The 15,958-nt window shown below is 33.5% G+C and carries 18 protein-coding genes; 13 read left to right on the plus strand and 5 right to left on the minus strand.

What is annotated here, in order from left to right:
* Window positions 1–9: 9 nt before the first annotated feature.
* The 5 genes from ACHRVZ_RS07770 to ACHRVZ_RS07790 form a co-directional block, all read right to left on the minus strand.
* On the minus strand, window positions 10–1,425 hold the full coding sequence (locus ACHRVZ_RS07770) for a sensor histidine kinase (RefSeq protein ID WP_395422500.1): 1,416 nt from the start codon (window positions 1,423–1,425) through the stop codon (window positions 10–12).
* Between the two features lie 136 nt (window positions 1,426–1,561).
* Window positions 1,562–2,110, minus strand: a complete 549-nt coding sequence (locus ACHRVZ_RS07775) for a CopD family protein (protein ID WP_395421714.1) — start codon at window positions 2,108–2,110, stop codon at window positions 1,562–1,564.
* 154 nt (window positions 2,111–2,264) lie between these two features.
* The gene (hemH, locus tag ACHRVZ_RS07780) at window positions 2,265–3,278 is read right to left on the minus strand and encodes a ferrochelatase (protein WP_395422501.1); all 1,014 of its coding nucleotides are present in this window, start codon (window positions 3,276–3,278) and stop codon (window positions 2,265–2,267) included.
* A 157-nt stretch (window positions 3,279–3,435) separates the two neighbouring features.
* Window positions 3,436–3,978 (minus strand): hypothetical protein, encoded by a 543-nt coding sequence (locus ACHRVZ_RS07785; protein WP_395421715.1) that lies wholly within the window; start codon window positions 3,976–3,978, stop codon window positions 3,436–3,438.
* 1 nt (window position 3,979) lies between these two features.
* Window positions 3,980–4,852, minus strand: a complete 873-nt coding sequence (locus ACHRVZ_RS07790; protein WP_041520392.1) for an AraC family transcriptional regulator — start codon at window positions 4,850–4,852, stop codon at window positions 3,980–3,982.
* Between the two features lie 228 nt (window positions 4,853–5,080).
* On the opposite strand from ACHRVZ_RS07790, the gene hemA reads away from it, so the two are divergent.
* The 13 genes from hemA to ACHRVZ_RS07855 all read left to right on the plus strand — a co-directional run bounded on the left by hemA (window position 5,081) and on the right by ACHRVZ_RS07855 (window position 15,951).
* Entirely contained in the window at window positions 5,081–6,331 is a 1,251-nt protein-coding gene (gene hemA / locus ACHRVZ_RS07795; RefSeq protein ID WP_395421716.1) for a glutamyl-tRNA reductase, read from the plus strand.
* A 159-nt stretch (window positions 6,332–6,490) separates the two neighbouring features.
* Window positions 6,491–7,414, plus strand: coding sequence for a hydroxymethylbilane synthase (gene hemC, locus ACHRVZ_RS07800; protein ID WP_395421717.1), 924 nt, complete (start codon window positions 6,491–6,493; stop codon window positions 7,412–7,414).
* Entirely contained in the window at window positions 7,414–8,088 is a 675-nt protein-coding gene (locus ACHRVZ_RS07805; protein WP_395421719.1) for a uroporphyrinogen-III synthase, read from the plus strand. The genes hemC and ACHRVZ_RS07805 overlap by 1 nt, the downstream gene beginning before the upstream one ends.
* Window positions 8,089–8,203: 115 nt before the next feature.
* A complete protein-coding gene (gene hemE, locus ACHRVZ_RS07810) occupies window positions 8,204–9,229 on the plus strand; it encodes a uroporphyrinogen decarboxylase (RefSeq protein ID WP_035687261.1) in 1,026 nt (341 codons plus the stop codon).
* A 90-nt stretch (window positions 9,230–9,319) separates the two neighbouring features.
* A complete protein-coding gene (locus ACHRVZ_RS07815) occupies window positions 9,320–9,697 on the plus strand; it encodes a hypothetical protein (RefSeq protein WP_395421720.1) in 378 nt (125 codons plus the stop codon).
* A gap of 2 nt (window positions 9,698–9,699) precedes the next feature.
* Window positions 9,700–10,251, plus strand: a complete 552-nt coding sequence (locus tag ACHRVZ_RS07820; RefSeq protein WP_395421721.1) for a GNAT family N-acetyltransferase — start codon at window positions 9,700–9,702, stop codon at window positions 10,249–10,251.
* Window positions 10,241–11,143, plus strand: a complete 903-nt coding sequence (hemF, locus tag ACHRVZ_RS07825; RefSeq protein WP_395421722.1) for an oxygen-dependent coproporphyrinogen oxidase — start codon at window positions 10,241–10,243, stop codon at window positions 11,141–11,143. The genes ACHRVZ_RS07820 and hemF overlap by 11 nt, the downstream gene beginning before the upstream one ends.
* A 187-nt stretch (window positions 11,144–11,330) precedes the next feature.
* A complete protein-coding gene (gene tnpA, locus ACHRVZ_RS07830) occupies window positions 11,331–11,789 on the plus strand; it encodes an IS200/IS605 family transposase (RefSeq protein ID WP_395421723.1) in 459 nt (152 codons plus the stop codon).
* Between the two features lie 186 nt (window positions 11,790–11,975).
* Entirely contained in the window at window positions 11,976–12,917 is a 942-nt protein-coding gene (locus ACHRVZ_RS07835) for a DUF4421 family protein (RefSeq protein WP_395421724.1), read from the plus strand.
* Window positions 12,918–12,999: 82 nt separating this feature from the next.
* A complete protein-coding gene (locus ACHRVZ_RS07840) occupies window positions 13,000–13,902 on the plus strand; it encodes a fructose bisphosphate aldolase (protein WP_395421725.1) in 903 nt (300 codons plus the stop codon).
* 99 nt (window positions 13,903–14,001) lie between these two features.
* Complete coding sequence (hemB, locus tag ACHRVZ_RS07845) at window positions 14,002–14,994, plus strand: porphobilinogen synthase (RefSeq protein ID WP_395421726.1); 993 nt, start codon at window positions 14,002–14,004, stop codon at window positions 14,992–14,994.
* Window position 14,995: 1 nt separating this feature from the next.
* A complete protein-coding gene (locus tag ACHRVZ_RS07850) occupies window positions 14,996–15,406 on the plus strand; it encodes a c-type cytochrome (protein WP_395421727.1) in 411 nt (136 codons plus the stop codon).
* A gap of 92 nt (window positions 15,407–15,498) precedes the next feature.
* The gene (locus tag ACHRVZ_RS07855; RefSeq protein ID WP_395421728.1) at window positions 15,499–15,951 is read left to right on the plus strand and encodes a GyrI-like domain-containing protein; all 453 of its coding nucleotides are present in this window, start codon (window positions 15,499–15,501) and stop codon (window positions 15,949–15,951) included.
* The last annotated feature ends 7 nt before the right edge of the window (window positions 15,952–15,958 follow it).

Here is a 15,958-nt window from a genome sequence, read left to right on the forward strand (position 1 = left end):
ACGCTGATTTTATGAGTTTGTGATTGGTAAAGAAACTCTAAATGTGGTTCCTTTTCCATAAGTTGATTCAAAGGTAATTGTTCCTTTGTAATTTTCTATAATGTTTTTTATAATTCCGAGACCAAGTCCCATTCCACTAGTTTTAGTGGTAAATTTTGGCTCGAAAATTCTGCCGATATCTAATTTCTGAATTCCAATTCCGTTGTCTTTTACAGCAATTTCAACATTATTATTTCTACGTTTTACAGTTACGACAATCGATTTATGAAACTGACTTTCCGGAATTGCCTGTGTTGCATTTTTAACTAAATTGGTAATTACACGAATCAATTGTGTACGATCCATTTTTGAGATAATTTCTTCTTCTTCACTCTCAAAAACAATATAATCTTCATTAAAAATATCCAAAGCCAATTCGACAACCTCAACCACATTTAAGGTTTCGTTTTGCTGTGCCGGCATCGAAGCAAAATTCGAAAATGCCGAGGCAACTGCCGTCATTGTATCAATTTGCTGAATTAAAGTTTCAGAATAATCGTTTAGTTTTTGTTTTACATCTGGTGCCGTAGGATCAAATTTGCGCTGAAAACTCTGCACAGTCAAACGCATCGGCGTAAGCGGATTTTTAATTTCGTGCGCCACTTGTTTCGCCATTTCGCGCCAAGCCTCTTCTCTCTCACTTTGGGCTAATTTAATAGCGCTTGTTTCGAGTTTGTCGACCATTCCGTTGTATGCTTTGATCAGGAAGTTTACTTCTTTGCTGTTTGCTTCTAAAACAATTTTCTCGTTTTTCTGATCCAGATTGGTTTCTTCTAATTTATCTGAAATGGTTTTAAGCGACTTTGTAATATACGTTGAAAGAAAATAAGCCAAAGCAAAAGCCACGACCAACATAAACGAATATACCTGACTTAACCGAATCAAAAAGGTATTCAATTCGTTGTCATAATAACCATCGTCTTCTAAATATGGGAGATTTAAAATTCCGAGTGGCTTGAATTTTTCGTCTTTTATCAAACTATAAGAAGATCGATTTTTGACACCGTCAATCGTTTTAATGTCTACAAAACGTTTTTCGATAGACGATCGTACTAATTTTAAGATATATTCCGGAATTGGCGGAGGTGCTTTATCTACTGCAAAAGATTCTTTTGAGGATTTAAGCAGTTTTCCGTCCAGACTGTAAATATTGATTTCAATTTTGTGAATCTGCGCTAATTCGTGGATTTTATCTTTAAAGATTAAATCTAAATTCGCCGTTTTCAATGGATAAGTTGTTGTTGAAAGAACATAATTGATATGTTCTTTTACAGCATTTTCCTTTCGTTCTAAACGTTCCTGATGATATTCTTTAGCCTCCGTCTTAAACTGAATAATCGAAATCGAAGCCAATAAAAAAGATGCCACAACAATCAATACAATCATCGACAGGAAAATCCTGGTACGCAATGAAAGCATCGACATTTTGAAGTTGTTAAGCATATGTTTTTGTTTTGTTTCTTTTGTTTCAGGTTTCAAGTTGTCAATCGTGACGAAACCTGAAACCTGAAACAAGTAAAACTTATTTTTTCTCGCGAATACGTTTATAAAAACGGAACCCCAGCATTATTAAAACCGAAAATAAAACAATTCCGATTACGCCAAAAATCCAGTTTACGGCACTTTTTAAAACTACTAAAAATACTACTGCAAAAAGTATAATTGTTGCGCCTTCATTCCATAAACGCATAAAATTGTTGGAATATTTCACCTCATCATTTTGCAATTGCTTGAATATTTGATGGCATTTTAAATGATACAAATACAACAAGAAAACGAAACACAATTTTACATGCATCCAAGGCATTTTGAGCCAGGCATTTCCTAAATCAGTAAAAAGCAACATCCAAAAAGCAAAAATACTAGCCAAAATTGCTGATGGCCAAGTAATAATATACCACAAACGATACGCCATTATTTTGTATTGCGCTTGTAAAATTTCCTTTTCAAGAGATGGTTTTTCGTTCGCTTCAATTTGATAAACAAACAAACGCACAATATAAAACAATCCTGCAAACCAAGTTATTACAAAAATAAGATGCAGCGATTTTAAATAGTTATAATATTCCATTATTTTTTGTTTCAAGTTTCAAGTTTAAGGTTTTTTTAAAGTTGATTCTAACTTAAAACCTTAAACTTGAAACAAATATTATTTTGGTCACAATGTGCGTCCACTATAAAGTCTTTCTTCTTTACTCTTTGTTCTATTTTCTATTTTCTATTTTCTATTTAGCCCAATCGTTAATCCAGTTCCCAACCGTTTGACACCATTCATCATCATCATTCAAACAAGGAATTGCTAAGAATTCTTCGCCTCCATTTGCTTCAAAATCTTCTTTTGCGCGCATTGCAATTTCTTCAAGAGTTTCTAAACAATCCGAAACGAAAGCGGGTGTTACAACTGCCAGTTTTTTAATTCCTTTTGCTGGCATATTATCAATTTCAACATCGGTATAAGGTTCTAACCATTTATCTCCCGCCAAACGCGATTGAAAAGTCAAGCTGTATTTATCTGCCGGAAGTCCTAATAATTTAACGACTTGTCTAGTTGTCTCATAACATTGATGACGGTAACAAAAATCGTGCGCCGGTGATGGTGTATTACAACAAGAACCATCAATTTTGCAATGTGATTTAGTTACATCGGTTTTACGAATATGACGTTCCGGGATTCCGTGATATGAAAATAATAAATGATCGTAATCAAAACCAACTAAGTGTTTCTGAATAGAATCGGCTAGATTCTTAATGTAATCTGGTTTATTGTAAAACGCAGGAACATCAGTAAAAGTCATGTGAGGGAATTTCTTCTTACGAATTTCTTCTGCTTTTACTAAAATAGTCAAAGTTGAAGCCATTGCATATTGCGGATATAGCGGAAAAAGCATTACATCTGTAACTCCTTTATCACTTAATTCCTGAAGTCCTTTTTCGATAGTCATACTTCCGTAACGCATTGCTAACGAAACTGGAACATTAACTAATGGCTGTACTTTTTTCTGCATTCTTTCAGAAAGCACTACCAGCGGAGAACCTTCTTCCCACCAAATCTTTGCGTAAGCGTGTGCTGATTCTTCGGGTCTTTTTCTTAAAATGATTCCACGAACTAAAAAGGCTCTTAATAAATACGGAACGTCAATCACGTATTTATCCATTAAAAATTCGTCTAAATAAGGTTTTACATCTTTTGGTTCTGGACTTTCCGGAGATCCTAAGTTTACTAATAATACGCCTTTCATTATATTTTTTCTTGCTTTAGGCTTTAAGCTTTGGGCTTTAAGCATTTGTTTGTTTTTAAAAATTTCGTCAAAAGTAGAACTTGCTGCTTTTTAGAAATATGATAAATGTTATCTTTTATTTATGTTTCGATATATAAAATTGATGCTTAAAACATCATTAGTTTTTATCCTTTTTATATGTGTTGAATAGTTTTTCCAACGATTTATAGTCATCTTCTTTTCCAAAATTTTCTGTTTTAATTTCCTTTTTAGAACTAACCAGATAAAACTGTCCACAGGAAAGACATATTTTAGCTATACCTGAAATTTCATTATTTTTCTTAAAAACCAAAATATCTCTATATTCTGGAGCACAAGCTTTATTTAATTCAAACACTTTTAAAGAAAATTTTTCCAGAAAAACATCATTTTTTAAATACTCAATATCTTTTTGAGATAATTGAAACTTCGAAAAACCATTGAAATTAATTGTTTTATAAAAAACATCATTATCTAACTTATCTGGAAATTCAGAATATAGAATGTTATTTAAAATAGAATCTTTAATACCCGTTCTATTATTTTCAATTATTTCTTTTTCCTTATTTTTATTCAATGAATAATACTCAACACTATCAAAATCAAAAAATGCTTTTTCTTCATTTGATTTGCAAGAGATAAGTAAGAAAACCAATAAAATTATTGAATACCTTTTTATCATTCTAAACATTTGTATTAATCGACATCAAATACTTTTTGGGAGTTGTCGCAAACTTTTTCTTGAAAGCTGCTATAAAGTGACTTCCCGTACTGTAACCAATTTTCAATCCTACTTCATTTACATTGTAAGAACCGCTGTCTAAAAGTTTTCGTGCGAAATCCATTTTGTAATCAAATAGAAAACCGTAAACGGTATCGCCATAAATTTGTTTGAAACCCATTTTAAGTTTCTTCAAATTCAAACCAATCTCATCTGCCAATTCCTGTAAACCTGGTGGTTCAGCCATATTCGCAATGATAATTTCTTTGGCTTTTCTAATTTTTAGAACGTTATCTTCATCTATTAAAAACGGACATTGTTCTGCATTTGGATCTTCGGTTCTATTAAAATACAAACTCAGTAATTCGTATCCTTTTCCTTTATAGTAAAGGTTTTTTATCGATGGATGAAGGTTGTAATGAAACAACTGACTCAACACAATAGCCATTGAAGGACTGATATTTCCTTCGTTATAATATTTTTTGTCCTTATTATCAGGACTTAAAAAAGTAATATAATCTGCTTCTGCAGAAAACAACGCGTGAAATTTTTTAATCGATACAATTACAGATATTACCCAGGAATTTGGAGATAATTCTAAATTCAGCGGTAATTCTTTCTGCGGATTATACAAAAGCAGCGATTTTTCTTCTTTCAATTCTAAAGCATAATTGCCTTGATTGAATAAAAATTTGGCGTTGCCTTTTATCCCGAAGTGAAACTGTATCAGACCACTACCTACTTCTCTCTGTGCAGAAAAAGGTTCCGGACTGTCATTTTGAAAACGGATAAGCGTAAAGTCGTCTTCAATTTTTATAATTTCTTGAGAACTCATAGCGATATTTTTTTAGTACAAAAATCAGGACAATCGTAATGCCTTATTTAGAATCACTCTAAACAGACCGTTTCTAACGAGCTGATTTTGCTACAAAAGTACTTCTTTTTGCATAAAAACAGATGTTTAGAAACAAAAAAACATGTAGCGATACAAAAAGTACTTTGAGCGTTACTTTTATAACCACTATAGTAATAATTTTGTTGACACTTTTATGAAAGTGAATTTATGGAAAACATTAACGTACCGAAACACCTATATTTTTATTCAGTTGGTCTGAGTTATAAAAAAGCTGATGCTGAGGTAAGAGGTCAATTTAGTTTGGATGCAGTTGCCAAAACGCGTTTACTGGAACAAGCTAAAAGCGAGGGAATAGAAAGTTTAATAGTCACTTCGACTTGCAACAGAACCGAAATTTACGGTTTTGCTGAACATCCTTTTCAATTAATCAAATTAATATGCGATAATAGCAGCGGTTCTGTCGATGCTTTTCAAAAAGTAGGTTTCGTATATAAAAATCAAGAAGCAATTAATCATATGTTTCGCGTAGGAACTGGTTTAGACAGTCAGATCTTGGGCGATTTTGAGATTATTTCACAAATAAAAACCAGTTTTACTCATTCTAAATCTTTCGGTTTAGCCAATACTTTTTTAGAAAGATTGGTAAATGCAGTAATTCAGGCCAGCAAAAAAATAAAGAACGAAACAGAAATTAGTTCTGGCGCAACTTCAGTTTCTTTTGCATCGGTACAATACATTATAAAAAATGTAGAAGATATCGGAAATAAAAACATCTTACTTTTCGGAACAGGAAAAATTGGTAGAAATACTTGCGAAAATCTTGTAAAACATACTAAAAACGAACATATTACTTTAATCAACCGAACTAAGGATAAAGCGGAGAAATTGGCTGGAAAACTAAATTTGATTGTTAAAGATTATTCTGAACTGCATTTGGAACTTCAAAAAGCTGATGTTGTTGTTGTCGCTACAGGCGCACAAAACCCTACAGTTGACAAAGCTATTTTGAATCTAAAAAAACCTTTATTGATTTTAGATTTATCTATTCCAAAAAATGTTCATGAAAATGTTGAGGAATTAGAAGGTGTAACTTTAATTCATATGGATTATTTGTCACAATTGACAGATGAAACATTAGAAAACAGAAAACTACACATTCCGGCAGCAGAAGCTATCATTGAAGAAATTAAAGAAGAATTTGTTACCTGGACAAAAGGAAGAAAATTTGCCCCGACGATTAATGCTTTAAAAGAAAAACTGAATGCTATTAAAACTTCAGAATTGAACTTTCAGAGTAAAAAAATCACTGATTTTAACGAAGAGCAAGCTGAAATCATCAGTAACAGAATCATTCAAAAAATCACTACACATTTTGCCAATCATTTAAAAGACGACGATACCATGGTCGATGAAAGCATCGAATGGATCGAAAAAGTCTTCAAAATAAAAGCATCTTAAATTTTAATTTTACCATTAAGATATTAAGAGAATTAAGCTTTGTGGTAATCGTCAATTATAAGAATATTAGAAAATTAAGTTTCAATGCTTTACCAAAGCTGACTTAATTAACTTAATATCTAAATGGTAAAAAAACAAATACTTGGTTTTAAATAAATAATGGCAGAAAAAACAATCAGAATTGGAACTCGCGATAGCGAATTAGCACTTTGGCAAGCACACACTGTCGAGAAAAAACTAAATGATTTAGGTTATAAAACCTCAATTGTTGCAGTAAAATCTCAAGGTGATATTATTCTGGACAAACCTCTTTACGAACTCGGAATCACCGGAATCTTTACTAAAACTCTGGACATTGCCATGATTAATGGTGATATTGATATTGCGGTTCACTCTATGAAAGATGTTCCGACAGCTTTACCTAAAGGTATTGTTCAGGCTGCAGTTCTGGAAAGAGCCAATGTTCTTGATATTTTAGTTCACAAAGGAAATCCTGATTTTGCAAATCCTAGTACAATTGCTACCGGAAGTTTACGTCGTCAGGCGCAATGGTTCAATAAATACCCAAATCATACGGTAGTTGATTTACGCGGAAATGTAAACACTCGTATGCAAAAATTACAAGACAATAACTGGGATGGAGCCGTTTTTGCCGCTGCAGGTTTGGAGCGCATTAACCTGAAACCAGGAAATTTCATAGATCTTGACTGGATGATTCCCGCGCCGGCACAAGGAGCAATGATGGTTGTGGCAATGGAAAATGACAACTATACTCTTGATGCACTTTCGCAATTAAATCATATCGAAACTGAGATTTGTACGTATATCGAACGTCAGTTTCTAAGAACGCTGGAAGGCGGTTGCACGGCACCAATTGGAGCCTTGGTACGTTACAATGAAGACGAAGACACTTTGCATTTTGAAGGTGTTTTACTTTCTGTTGACGGAAAACAAAAACTCGAAATCAACAAAACGGTTGATATTTCAGAATGGAAAAAGCTAGGTTTTTTCGCCGCTCAGGAAATTTTAAATAATGGCGGTGCAGAATTGATGCAATCTATTAAAGAATCTTTAAAAAAATAATGACAAAATCAATTCAAATATTATCTACAAAAAAGCTTACGAGCGAACAAAAACAAGCGTTAGTGAATGCTAATCTTGAAATTCTTGATGTTGATTTTATCCAAACTCAAAATAAATCTTTCGAATTAAAAGACCTTAATGACAATTTGATTTTCACGAGTCAAAATGCTGTTCACAGTGTTTTATCTGATCCAAAAGCGGAAGAATTAAAAAGTAAAAATGTCTTTTGCGTTGGCTTAAAAACAAAAATACTTTTATCTGAAAACGGCTTCAATGTTATAGCTTACACTGGCTATGCTTCAGATTTAGCCGAAATCATCACTTTAATTTATCGCAGCGAAAGCTATACTTTTTTCAGCGGAAATCTTCGTAGAGAAACTTTGCCAAAAGCTTTGAAAGATGCTGAGATCAAGTTTAATGAAATTCAGGTTTACGATACGTCATTAACCCCTCAGAAAATAAAAACTGCTGCTGATGCTATTCTTTTTTTCAGTCCGTCAGGAGTTGAAAGTTATTTGAAAGACAATACTATTAAGAAAGAAACTTGCTTTTGCATTGGAGATACCACTGCTGAAGCTTTACATAAAATTACAAAAAACATCATCATTGCAGATCAGCCAACGGTTGAAGATGTGATCGAAGATGTAATTACTGAATATAGCAGTAAGCTTTAGGCTATAAGCCTTAAGCAAAAAACCAAAGCTTAAAGCCTAAAGCTTAAAGCCTAGAGCAATAAAAAAACAAACACCGCTTAAAGCCTAAAGCTTAAAGCCTAAAGCAATAAAGAAAATGTTAAAAAACGACCTATTTTTAAAAGCATTAAAAGGAGAAACTGTTCAACGTCCGCCAGTATGGATGATGCGTCAAGCCGGAAGATATTTACCGGAATTTATCGCTTTGCGTGATAAATATGATTTCTTTACACGTTGTCAGACTCCAGAATTAGCTGCTGAAATCACGGTTCAACCAATTCGCAGAATTGCTCCGGATGCAGCAATTTTATTCTCAGATATTCTTGTTGTTCCACAAGCAATGGGAATTGAAGTTTTAATGAAAGAGAATTTTGGTCCGTTTTTACCAAATCCAATTCGTTCGTTGGCAGATGTTCATAGAGTTTACGTTCCGGATATTCAGGAAAGTTTAGGCTATGTAATGGACGCTATTAAATTGACCAAAGAAATGTTGAACGACGAAGTGCCTTTAATTGGTTTCGCAGGTTCGCCTTGGACAATTTTCTGTTATGCTGTTGAAGGAAAAGGTTCTAAAAGTTTTGATACTGCAAAAGGTTTCTGTTTCTCAAACCCTGCAGCAGCACACACTTTATTACAAAAAATTACAGATACGACCATTTTATACTTAAAAGAAAAAGTAAAAGCGGGAGTTGATGCCGTTCAGATTTTTGATTCTTGGGGCGGAATGCTTTCTCCGGTTGATTATCAGGAATTTTCATGGAAATACATCAACCAAATCGTTGAGGCTTTGGCTGATCACGCACCGGTTATCGTTTTCGGAAAAGGATGTTGGTTTGCTCTTGGCGAAATGGGTAAAAGTAGAGCATCTGCACTTGGTGTAGACTGGACATGTTCAGCTAGAAATGCGCGTTATTTGTCTGGTGGAAACATTACTTTACAAGGAAATTTTGATCCGTCAAGATTGCTTTCTCCAATCCCGACTATCAAGAAAATGGTTCATGAAATGATCGACGAATTCGGAAAAGATAAATATATCGTAAATTTAGGTCACGGAATTTTACCAAATATCCCTGTAGATCACGCAAAAGCGTTTATTGACGCTGTGAAGGAATACGGGAATTAGTATACAGTAATCAGTCGCAGTTTTCAGTCGCAGTTTTCAGTCGCACTTCAAAACTGAAAACTGAGACTGAGACTGAAAACTCAAAAAACTATGCTCAACAAAGGCTTAAGAGACGAAGAAAGTATCAGAATAGAAAACACTCTAAGAACTTTGCACGCACTACTATTTGTACCTAAATTTTGGAATGCCGAAGATACAAGCCTTATCGATGAGCAATTAAAAGCTTTTGGTTTAAGTTTACAACGAACAATTGAAATCCCCGAAGAAGAATTAATCGTCTTACTTCAGAGATGTCATTTAGATTGGAACCAACAAGAACAATTTGCGGATATTTTAATTGGTTTATCTCAAGAAAAACAATTCGATTTCTTAGGAAAAGCTCTTGCAATTTACCAATATATTCAACTGGAAAGTAAGGTGTTTTCTTTTGGAATAAACACTAAAATCACATCCCTAAAAAACAAATAGATATGAGTTTTACAGATTGGAAAACAGAAACGATTAACGACATTCTTCCTGAGGAATTTTACAACCTCATCGCAAAGAATAAAACTCATATTGAAAAGACTTTTCCGCTTACATTATCTCATTGTTTAGACTTAGAAAAAACAAAAAATTTCATTGCTTTTAACCAAGATAAAGAAAATCATAAAGAAGGATACTTTTTTTATCCGAGAGACATTAAAACAAATACCTTAATTGGTTATTTATGCGTAAAGAGCATCGATAATAATAAAGCAAAATGTGAATTAGGTTATTTTATTGATGAAGATTATCAAGGAAAAGGAATTACATCAAAAGTGGTTTCTGAAACTTTAGATTTTTGTTTCAATACTTTAAAAATGAACAAGGTTTTTATTTGTACTTCAAAAATCAACAAAGCAAGTCAGCAAATTGCTTTAAAACATCATTTTAAACAAGAAGGAATATTACGTGAGGAATTTAAAAGCAGCGACGGAACATTAGAAGATATCGTTTATTTTGGATTGCTTAAATCAGAATACAATACACATGAAAGATAAATTTTACGCATACATACAAAAGTTACAAGACCAGATTTGTGCTGGATTAGAAACTGTTGACGGAACGGCCAAATTTCGTGAAGATCTTTGGAAACGTCCGGAAGGTGGTGGCGGAAGAACACGTGTAATTGAAAACGGTGCTGTTTTCGAAAAAGGCGGTGTAAACATTTCAGCCGTTCACGGAAAATTACCTGAAGCAATGCAAAAGATGTTTGGTGTTGGCGAAGCTGATTTTTTTGCTTGTGGATTAAGTTTGGTTTTACATCCAAAAAATCCAATGACTCCAACGGTTCATGCCAATTGGCGTTATTTTGAAATGTATGACGAATCTGGAAAAGTAATCGAACAATGGTTTGGCGGTGGACAAGATTTAACGCCTTATTACTTGTTTGAAGAAGATGCAAAACACTTTCATCAAACTTGTAAAACTGCTTGTGACAAACATAATCCGGAGTTTTATCCAAAATATAAAAAACAGTGCGACACTTATTTTTGGAATGCACACCGTAACGAAGCACGCGGAATTGGCGGTTTGTTCTTTGATTATTGCAAAGCAAATGAAACAATGTCAATGGATGATTGGTTCAGTTTTGTAACTGAAGTTGGAGATAGTTTCTTAGAAGCGTATGTGCCAATTGCGGAAAGAAGAAAAAATTTAGAATATACTCCTGAAAATAGAAATTGGCAGGAAATCCGCCGTGGCCGTTATGTAGAATTTAATCTGGTTCATGACAAAGGCACTTTATTCGGCTTAAAAACCAACGGAAGAATCGAGAGTATTTTGATGAGTTTACCTCCGCATGTACAATGGGTTTATGACCATCATGCAGAAGCAGGAAGCGAAGAAGAGAAATTGGTGAATGTGTTAGAAAATCCGATTGACTGGGTTTAATGCAATTAAAACGTATAGAGACAATAAATGTGTATCGATTTTGTAAATTTATTTAATTAAAAAATCATTGAAATATTTGGCTCCGATGGAGCTTCTAAAATTGACAGGTCCCAGTGGGATGTATTATTTATATCAATTTATTTCAATGAACCTCAGAGGGGTAACATCTAATTAATTTACAATTTTTATGGCAAACACCTATTCTCAATTGTATATTCATATTGTATTCGCCGTTAAAGGCAGACAAAACTTAATTGCAACAAATTGGAAAGATGAAGTTTATAAATTCATCACCGGAATTGTTACAAATAAAGGACAAAAGTTAATTGTCATTAATGGAATGCCCGATCATGTTCATATCTTAATTGGTATAAAACCAGATAAATCAATATCTGATTTAGTTCGGGATATAAAGGCAAATTCGTCAAAGTTTATAAATGACAAGAAATGGATAAATGGAAAATTCGAATGGCAAACAGGGTTTGGAGCTTTTTCATATAGTCACTCTCAATTAACAAATGTTATAAATTACATTCGTAATCAAGAGCAACACCATAAAACGAAAACGTTCAAAGAAGAATATGTTGAATTTTTAAAATTGTTTAATGTAAATTTTAAAAATGAGTATTTGTTTGACGAGATTTGATATTGCGCTCCTATGGAGCTCTAATGAGGGTTCGAATTAATGACTATAAATATTATGCTCCTCCGGAGCTTTTAAAACAGGTAAATCCCAGAGGGATGTTATGTTTATAGAATTTAATTCGTCTATTTTATTGAACCCCATAGGGGTGACATATTTATAACCTAATCTTGTTTATAAAAATAAAAAATGAATCTAAAACTGATTTACATAGTGTTTTTAGGAGGCGTTTTTGGGTGTTTTGCCCAAAATGATTCGCTCCAAAATTCCTATTTTAAATCATATAATGATAAAGTTACCGCCAGCACCTATTATTTAGACACTTCAAATAATTTCCAGATAGGTTTTACAGTAGAAGGACAGAAAAAATACATCGACCTTAATCCAAACCGAAAAGAACAGCTTGGCTTAAGTTTAAGCTATAAATTTATAGATATTAGTTTTGGTTTTGCACCCAAATTTTTTGATGTTAACAAAGACAATTCAGATTCTAAACTTTTTAATTTCAATACTAGATTTTATTATAAAAAGTGGATGCAATCTTTCACTTTTATCAATCAAAAAGGATTTTACGCCGGAGATTCTGGTGTCACTATAGATTTTCCGCGAATGCGAACTACTAAAATAGGCGGAACAACCTCGTATATTTTCAATGATAAATTCTCTTATAAAACATTGGTGAATCAAAACGAATGGCAAACTAAGAGTTCAGGAAGTTTTATTCCCATTTTTTCTTTTTATTACACTAATTTAAATCTAAATAACACTGCTGATTCTTCAAACGGAGATATTTATGTTTTTTCATTAGCCCCATCGTATTTTTATAATTTTGTGATAAGCGATCGCGTTTTAATTGGAACCGGAATTGCTTTTGGCGCCGGAATCAATGATGTCGATGGAGATGTTTCAGCTTTATATCAATTAGATCTTAATTTAAAGCTTGCCTATAATACAGATCGTTTTTTTGCTTATGCAAGCTTAAACACACTTAATTTTATTCAGAACGACGCTGCAGAGGCCCGACTTAATGATAATATATCAACTTTAAAATTTAGTATAGGATATCGATTCAATCCTCCGAACAAGGTGAAAGAAGTTTACGAAAAGGTGAATGAGAAAACAGGACTTTAAAAAAATTGTAACTAGCAAATAATAGGCACAAGCCAAATGTTCATAACAACCGAGTATTTATAGTAAATAAAAAAATATTATTATGAAAAATAGAGAACGATACATCGTACAATTAAATCGTATGCATTCTGGAAAAGGTTTTATTGCTGCATTAGATCAAAGTGGCGGAAGTACGCCAAAAGCATTGTCGCAATATGGTGTTCAAGAAAGCAGTTTTAGCAATGATGAAGAAATGTACACTCTTGTTCATGAAATGAGAACTCGAATTATTAAGAGTCCCGCATTTGATAATAAATATATTTTGGGCGCTATTTTGTTTGAAAACACCATGGATCGCAAAATTGATGAACAATGGACTGCTGATTATTTGTGGGAGAAAAAAAATATAGTTCCGTTTCTAAAAGTAGATAAAGGACTTGCCGATCTGTCAAATGGCGTGCAATTAATGAAACCAATTTCTAATTTAGATGAATTACTAACAAGAGCTGTAGAACGAAATGTTTTTGGTACTAAAATGCGTTCTGTTATTAAAGAAGCTAATGTTGATGGAATTCGAGAAGTAGTGAAGCAGCAATTTGAAGTAGGTTTACAAATTTTCGAAAAAGGACTTATACCAATTATTGAACCTGAAGTTGATATTTATAGCGCTGATAAAGAAAAGTCTGAAGAAATTCTAAAACAAGAGCTCCTAAAACAGCTTAATTTGCTGGATAAAAATGTGAAAGTGATGTTAAAACTTTCCATTCCAACTGTGAATGATTTTTACAGCGAACTAATGTCTGATCCGCATGTTGTACGTGTTGTGGCATTATCTGGCGGTTATGCTCAGGGAGAAGCCAATCAAAAACTTTCGCAAAATCATGGATTGATAGCAAGTTTCTCACGTGCGCTGTCTGAAGGACTTTTTGTTAATCAATCAGATGCTGAATTTAATACAAAACTAGAGAAGACAATCAAAGAGATTTACGAAGCTTCTACTACATAAAAAAACTAGCCAAACCAAAATTTAGATTCTTCCAAAAAAACAACAAACAATTTATAATTTCAGGATAAAACCTGAAACGTGAAACTTAAAACAAAAAAAATGTTCCCATTACAAAGAAACCGCCGTTTAAGAACCAATGAATCTATTCGTTCATTAGTTCGCGAAACTAGTTTAAGCCCGCAAGATTTTATGCTTCCGATGTTTGTGGCTGAAGGAAAAGATGTAAAAGTCGCTATTCCGTCAATGCCGGGTATTTATCGTCATTCACTTGATAATACAATCAAAGAAGTAAAAGAAGCTTGGGATTTAGGTATCAAAGCAGTGAATATTTACGTAAAAGTAAGTGATAATTTAAAAGATAATAAAGGTGTTGAAGCATGGAATAAAGACGGTTTGATGCAACAGACTATCCGCACAATAAAAGATGCAGTTCCTGAAATGATTGTAATGCCGGATGTTGCTCTTGATCCGTATTCTATTTACGGTCATGACGGAATTATCGAAAATGGCCTTTTAGTAAATGATGCAACTGTAGATGCTTTAACCAGAATGAGTTTAAGTCACGCTGAAGCGGGAGCCGATTTTGTAGCGCCAAGCGACATGATGGACGGACGAGTTTTGGCAATCAGAAAAGCATTAGAAGAAAACGGGCATCATAATGTTGGAATTATGAGTTACAGTGCAAAATATGCTTCGGCATTTTACGGACCTTTCCGTGATGCTTTAGATTCTGCTCCCGTAGATTCTCAAAATATTCCAAAGGATAAAAAAACCTATCAAATGGATTATGCAAATCGTATTGAAGGAATTCGTGAAGCTTTATTAGATGTTGAGGAAGGTGCAGATATTGTAATGGTAAAACCAGGAATGGCTTATTTAGACATTGTGCGCGAAGTAAAAAATGCCGTTCACGTTCCTGTTGCTGTGTATCAAGTTTCCGGTGAGTACGCTATGGTAAAGGCCGCAGCTGAAAGAGGATGGTTAGATCACGATAAAATCATGATAGAGCAACTTTATTGCATTAAGCGTGCTGGCGCGAGTATTATCTCGACTTATTTTGCAAAAGAAGCTGCAGTAATTTTAAATAAATAATATGAAAAAAGTATTATTCATAGCTGCCGTTTTAGTATTAACATCATGTAAAAAAGAGAGTCAGGAACCTTTTGGAAAAACAACTGAAGGTACAACAGAAACTTATTCAGAAGGAGAAACAGCAAAAGCTGCAACTCCGGAAGCTTTGGGAAAAGAGATTTTTGAAGGAAAAGGAAATTGTCTTTCTTGTCATCAGGTTGATCAAAAAGTAATTGGACCGAGTATTCAGGAAATCGGAAAAACATATAAAGACAAAAAAGGAGATATTATTACTTTCTTAAAAGGAAATGCAGATCCAATTGTTGATCCAAGCCAGTTTGCGGTAATGAAAACCAATATTCCGATAACTCAGGCGATGTCTGACGAAGAATTAAAGGCTTTGGAGGCTTACATTTACAGCAATTCAAAATAACGGCTTAAATTATCTAAAATGCAATTTACTGCTGACACACTGTTGTCATTGCAGCATTGTAAATTTGTTCGAAACAAAATAATTTAAGCAAAATGGATATTCAAAAATTCAACATCATCGGAGTTTCAGTAAGAACTACCAATGAAAATGGGCAATCAGGACAAGACATTCCTGCTCTTTGGAATCGGTTTATATCAGAAGGAATTGCTGAAAAGATTCCGAACAAAATAAATAATTCAATTTATTCTGTTTACACCGATTATGAAAAAGATCATACTAAGCCTTATACAACGATTTTAGGTTGTCCGGTTGAAAGTTTAGATTTTATTCCGACAGAAATGGCAGGCGTAACTATTGAAGCGGCTTCATACGACAAGTTTGTTGCTAAAGGAAATCTAAATGATGGCATCGTTATCAATGAATGGATAAAAATTTGGAATTCAGATCTGGACAGAAGTTTCACCTCCGATTTTGAAATTTATGGCGAGAAAGCTCAGGATCCTGAAAATGCAGAAGTTGATATTTTCATTGCAGTAAAGAGATAAAAACAAA

Origin of the sequence: Flavobacterium sp. FlaQc-57 (assembly GCF_044007395.1) — a bacterium.
In the GTDB taxonomy this organism is placed as follows: Bacteria; Bacteroidota; Bacteroidia; order Flavobacteriales; family Flavobacteriaceae; genus Flavobacterium.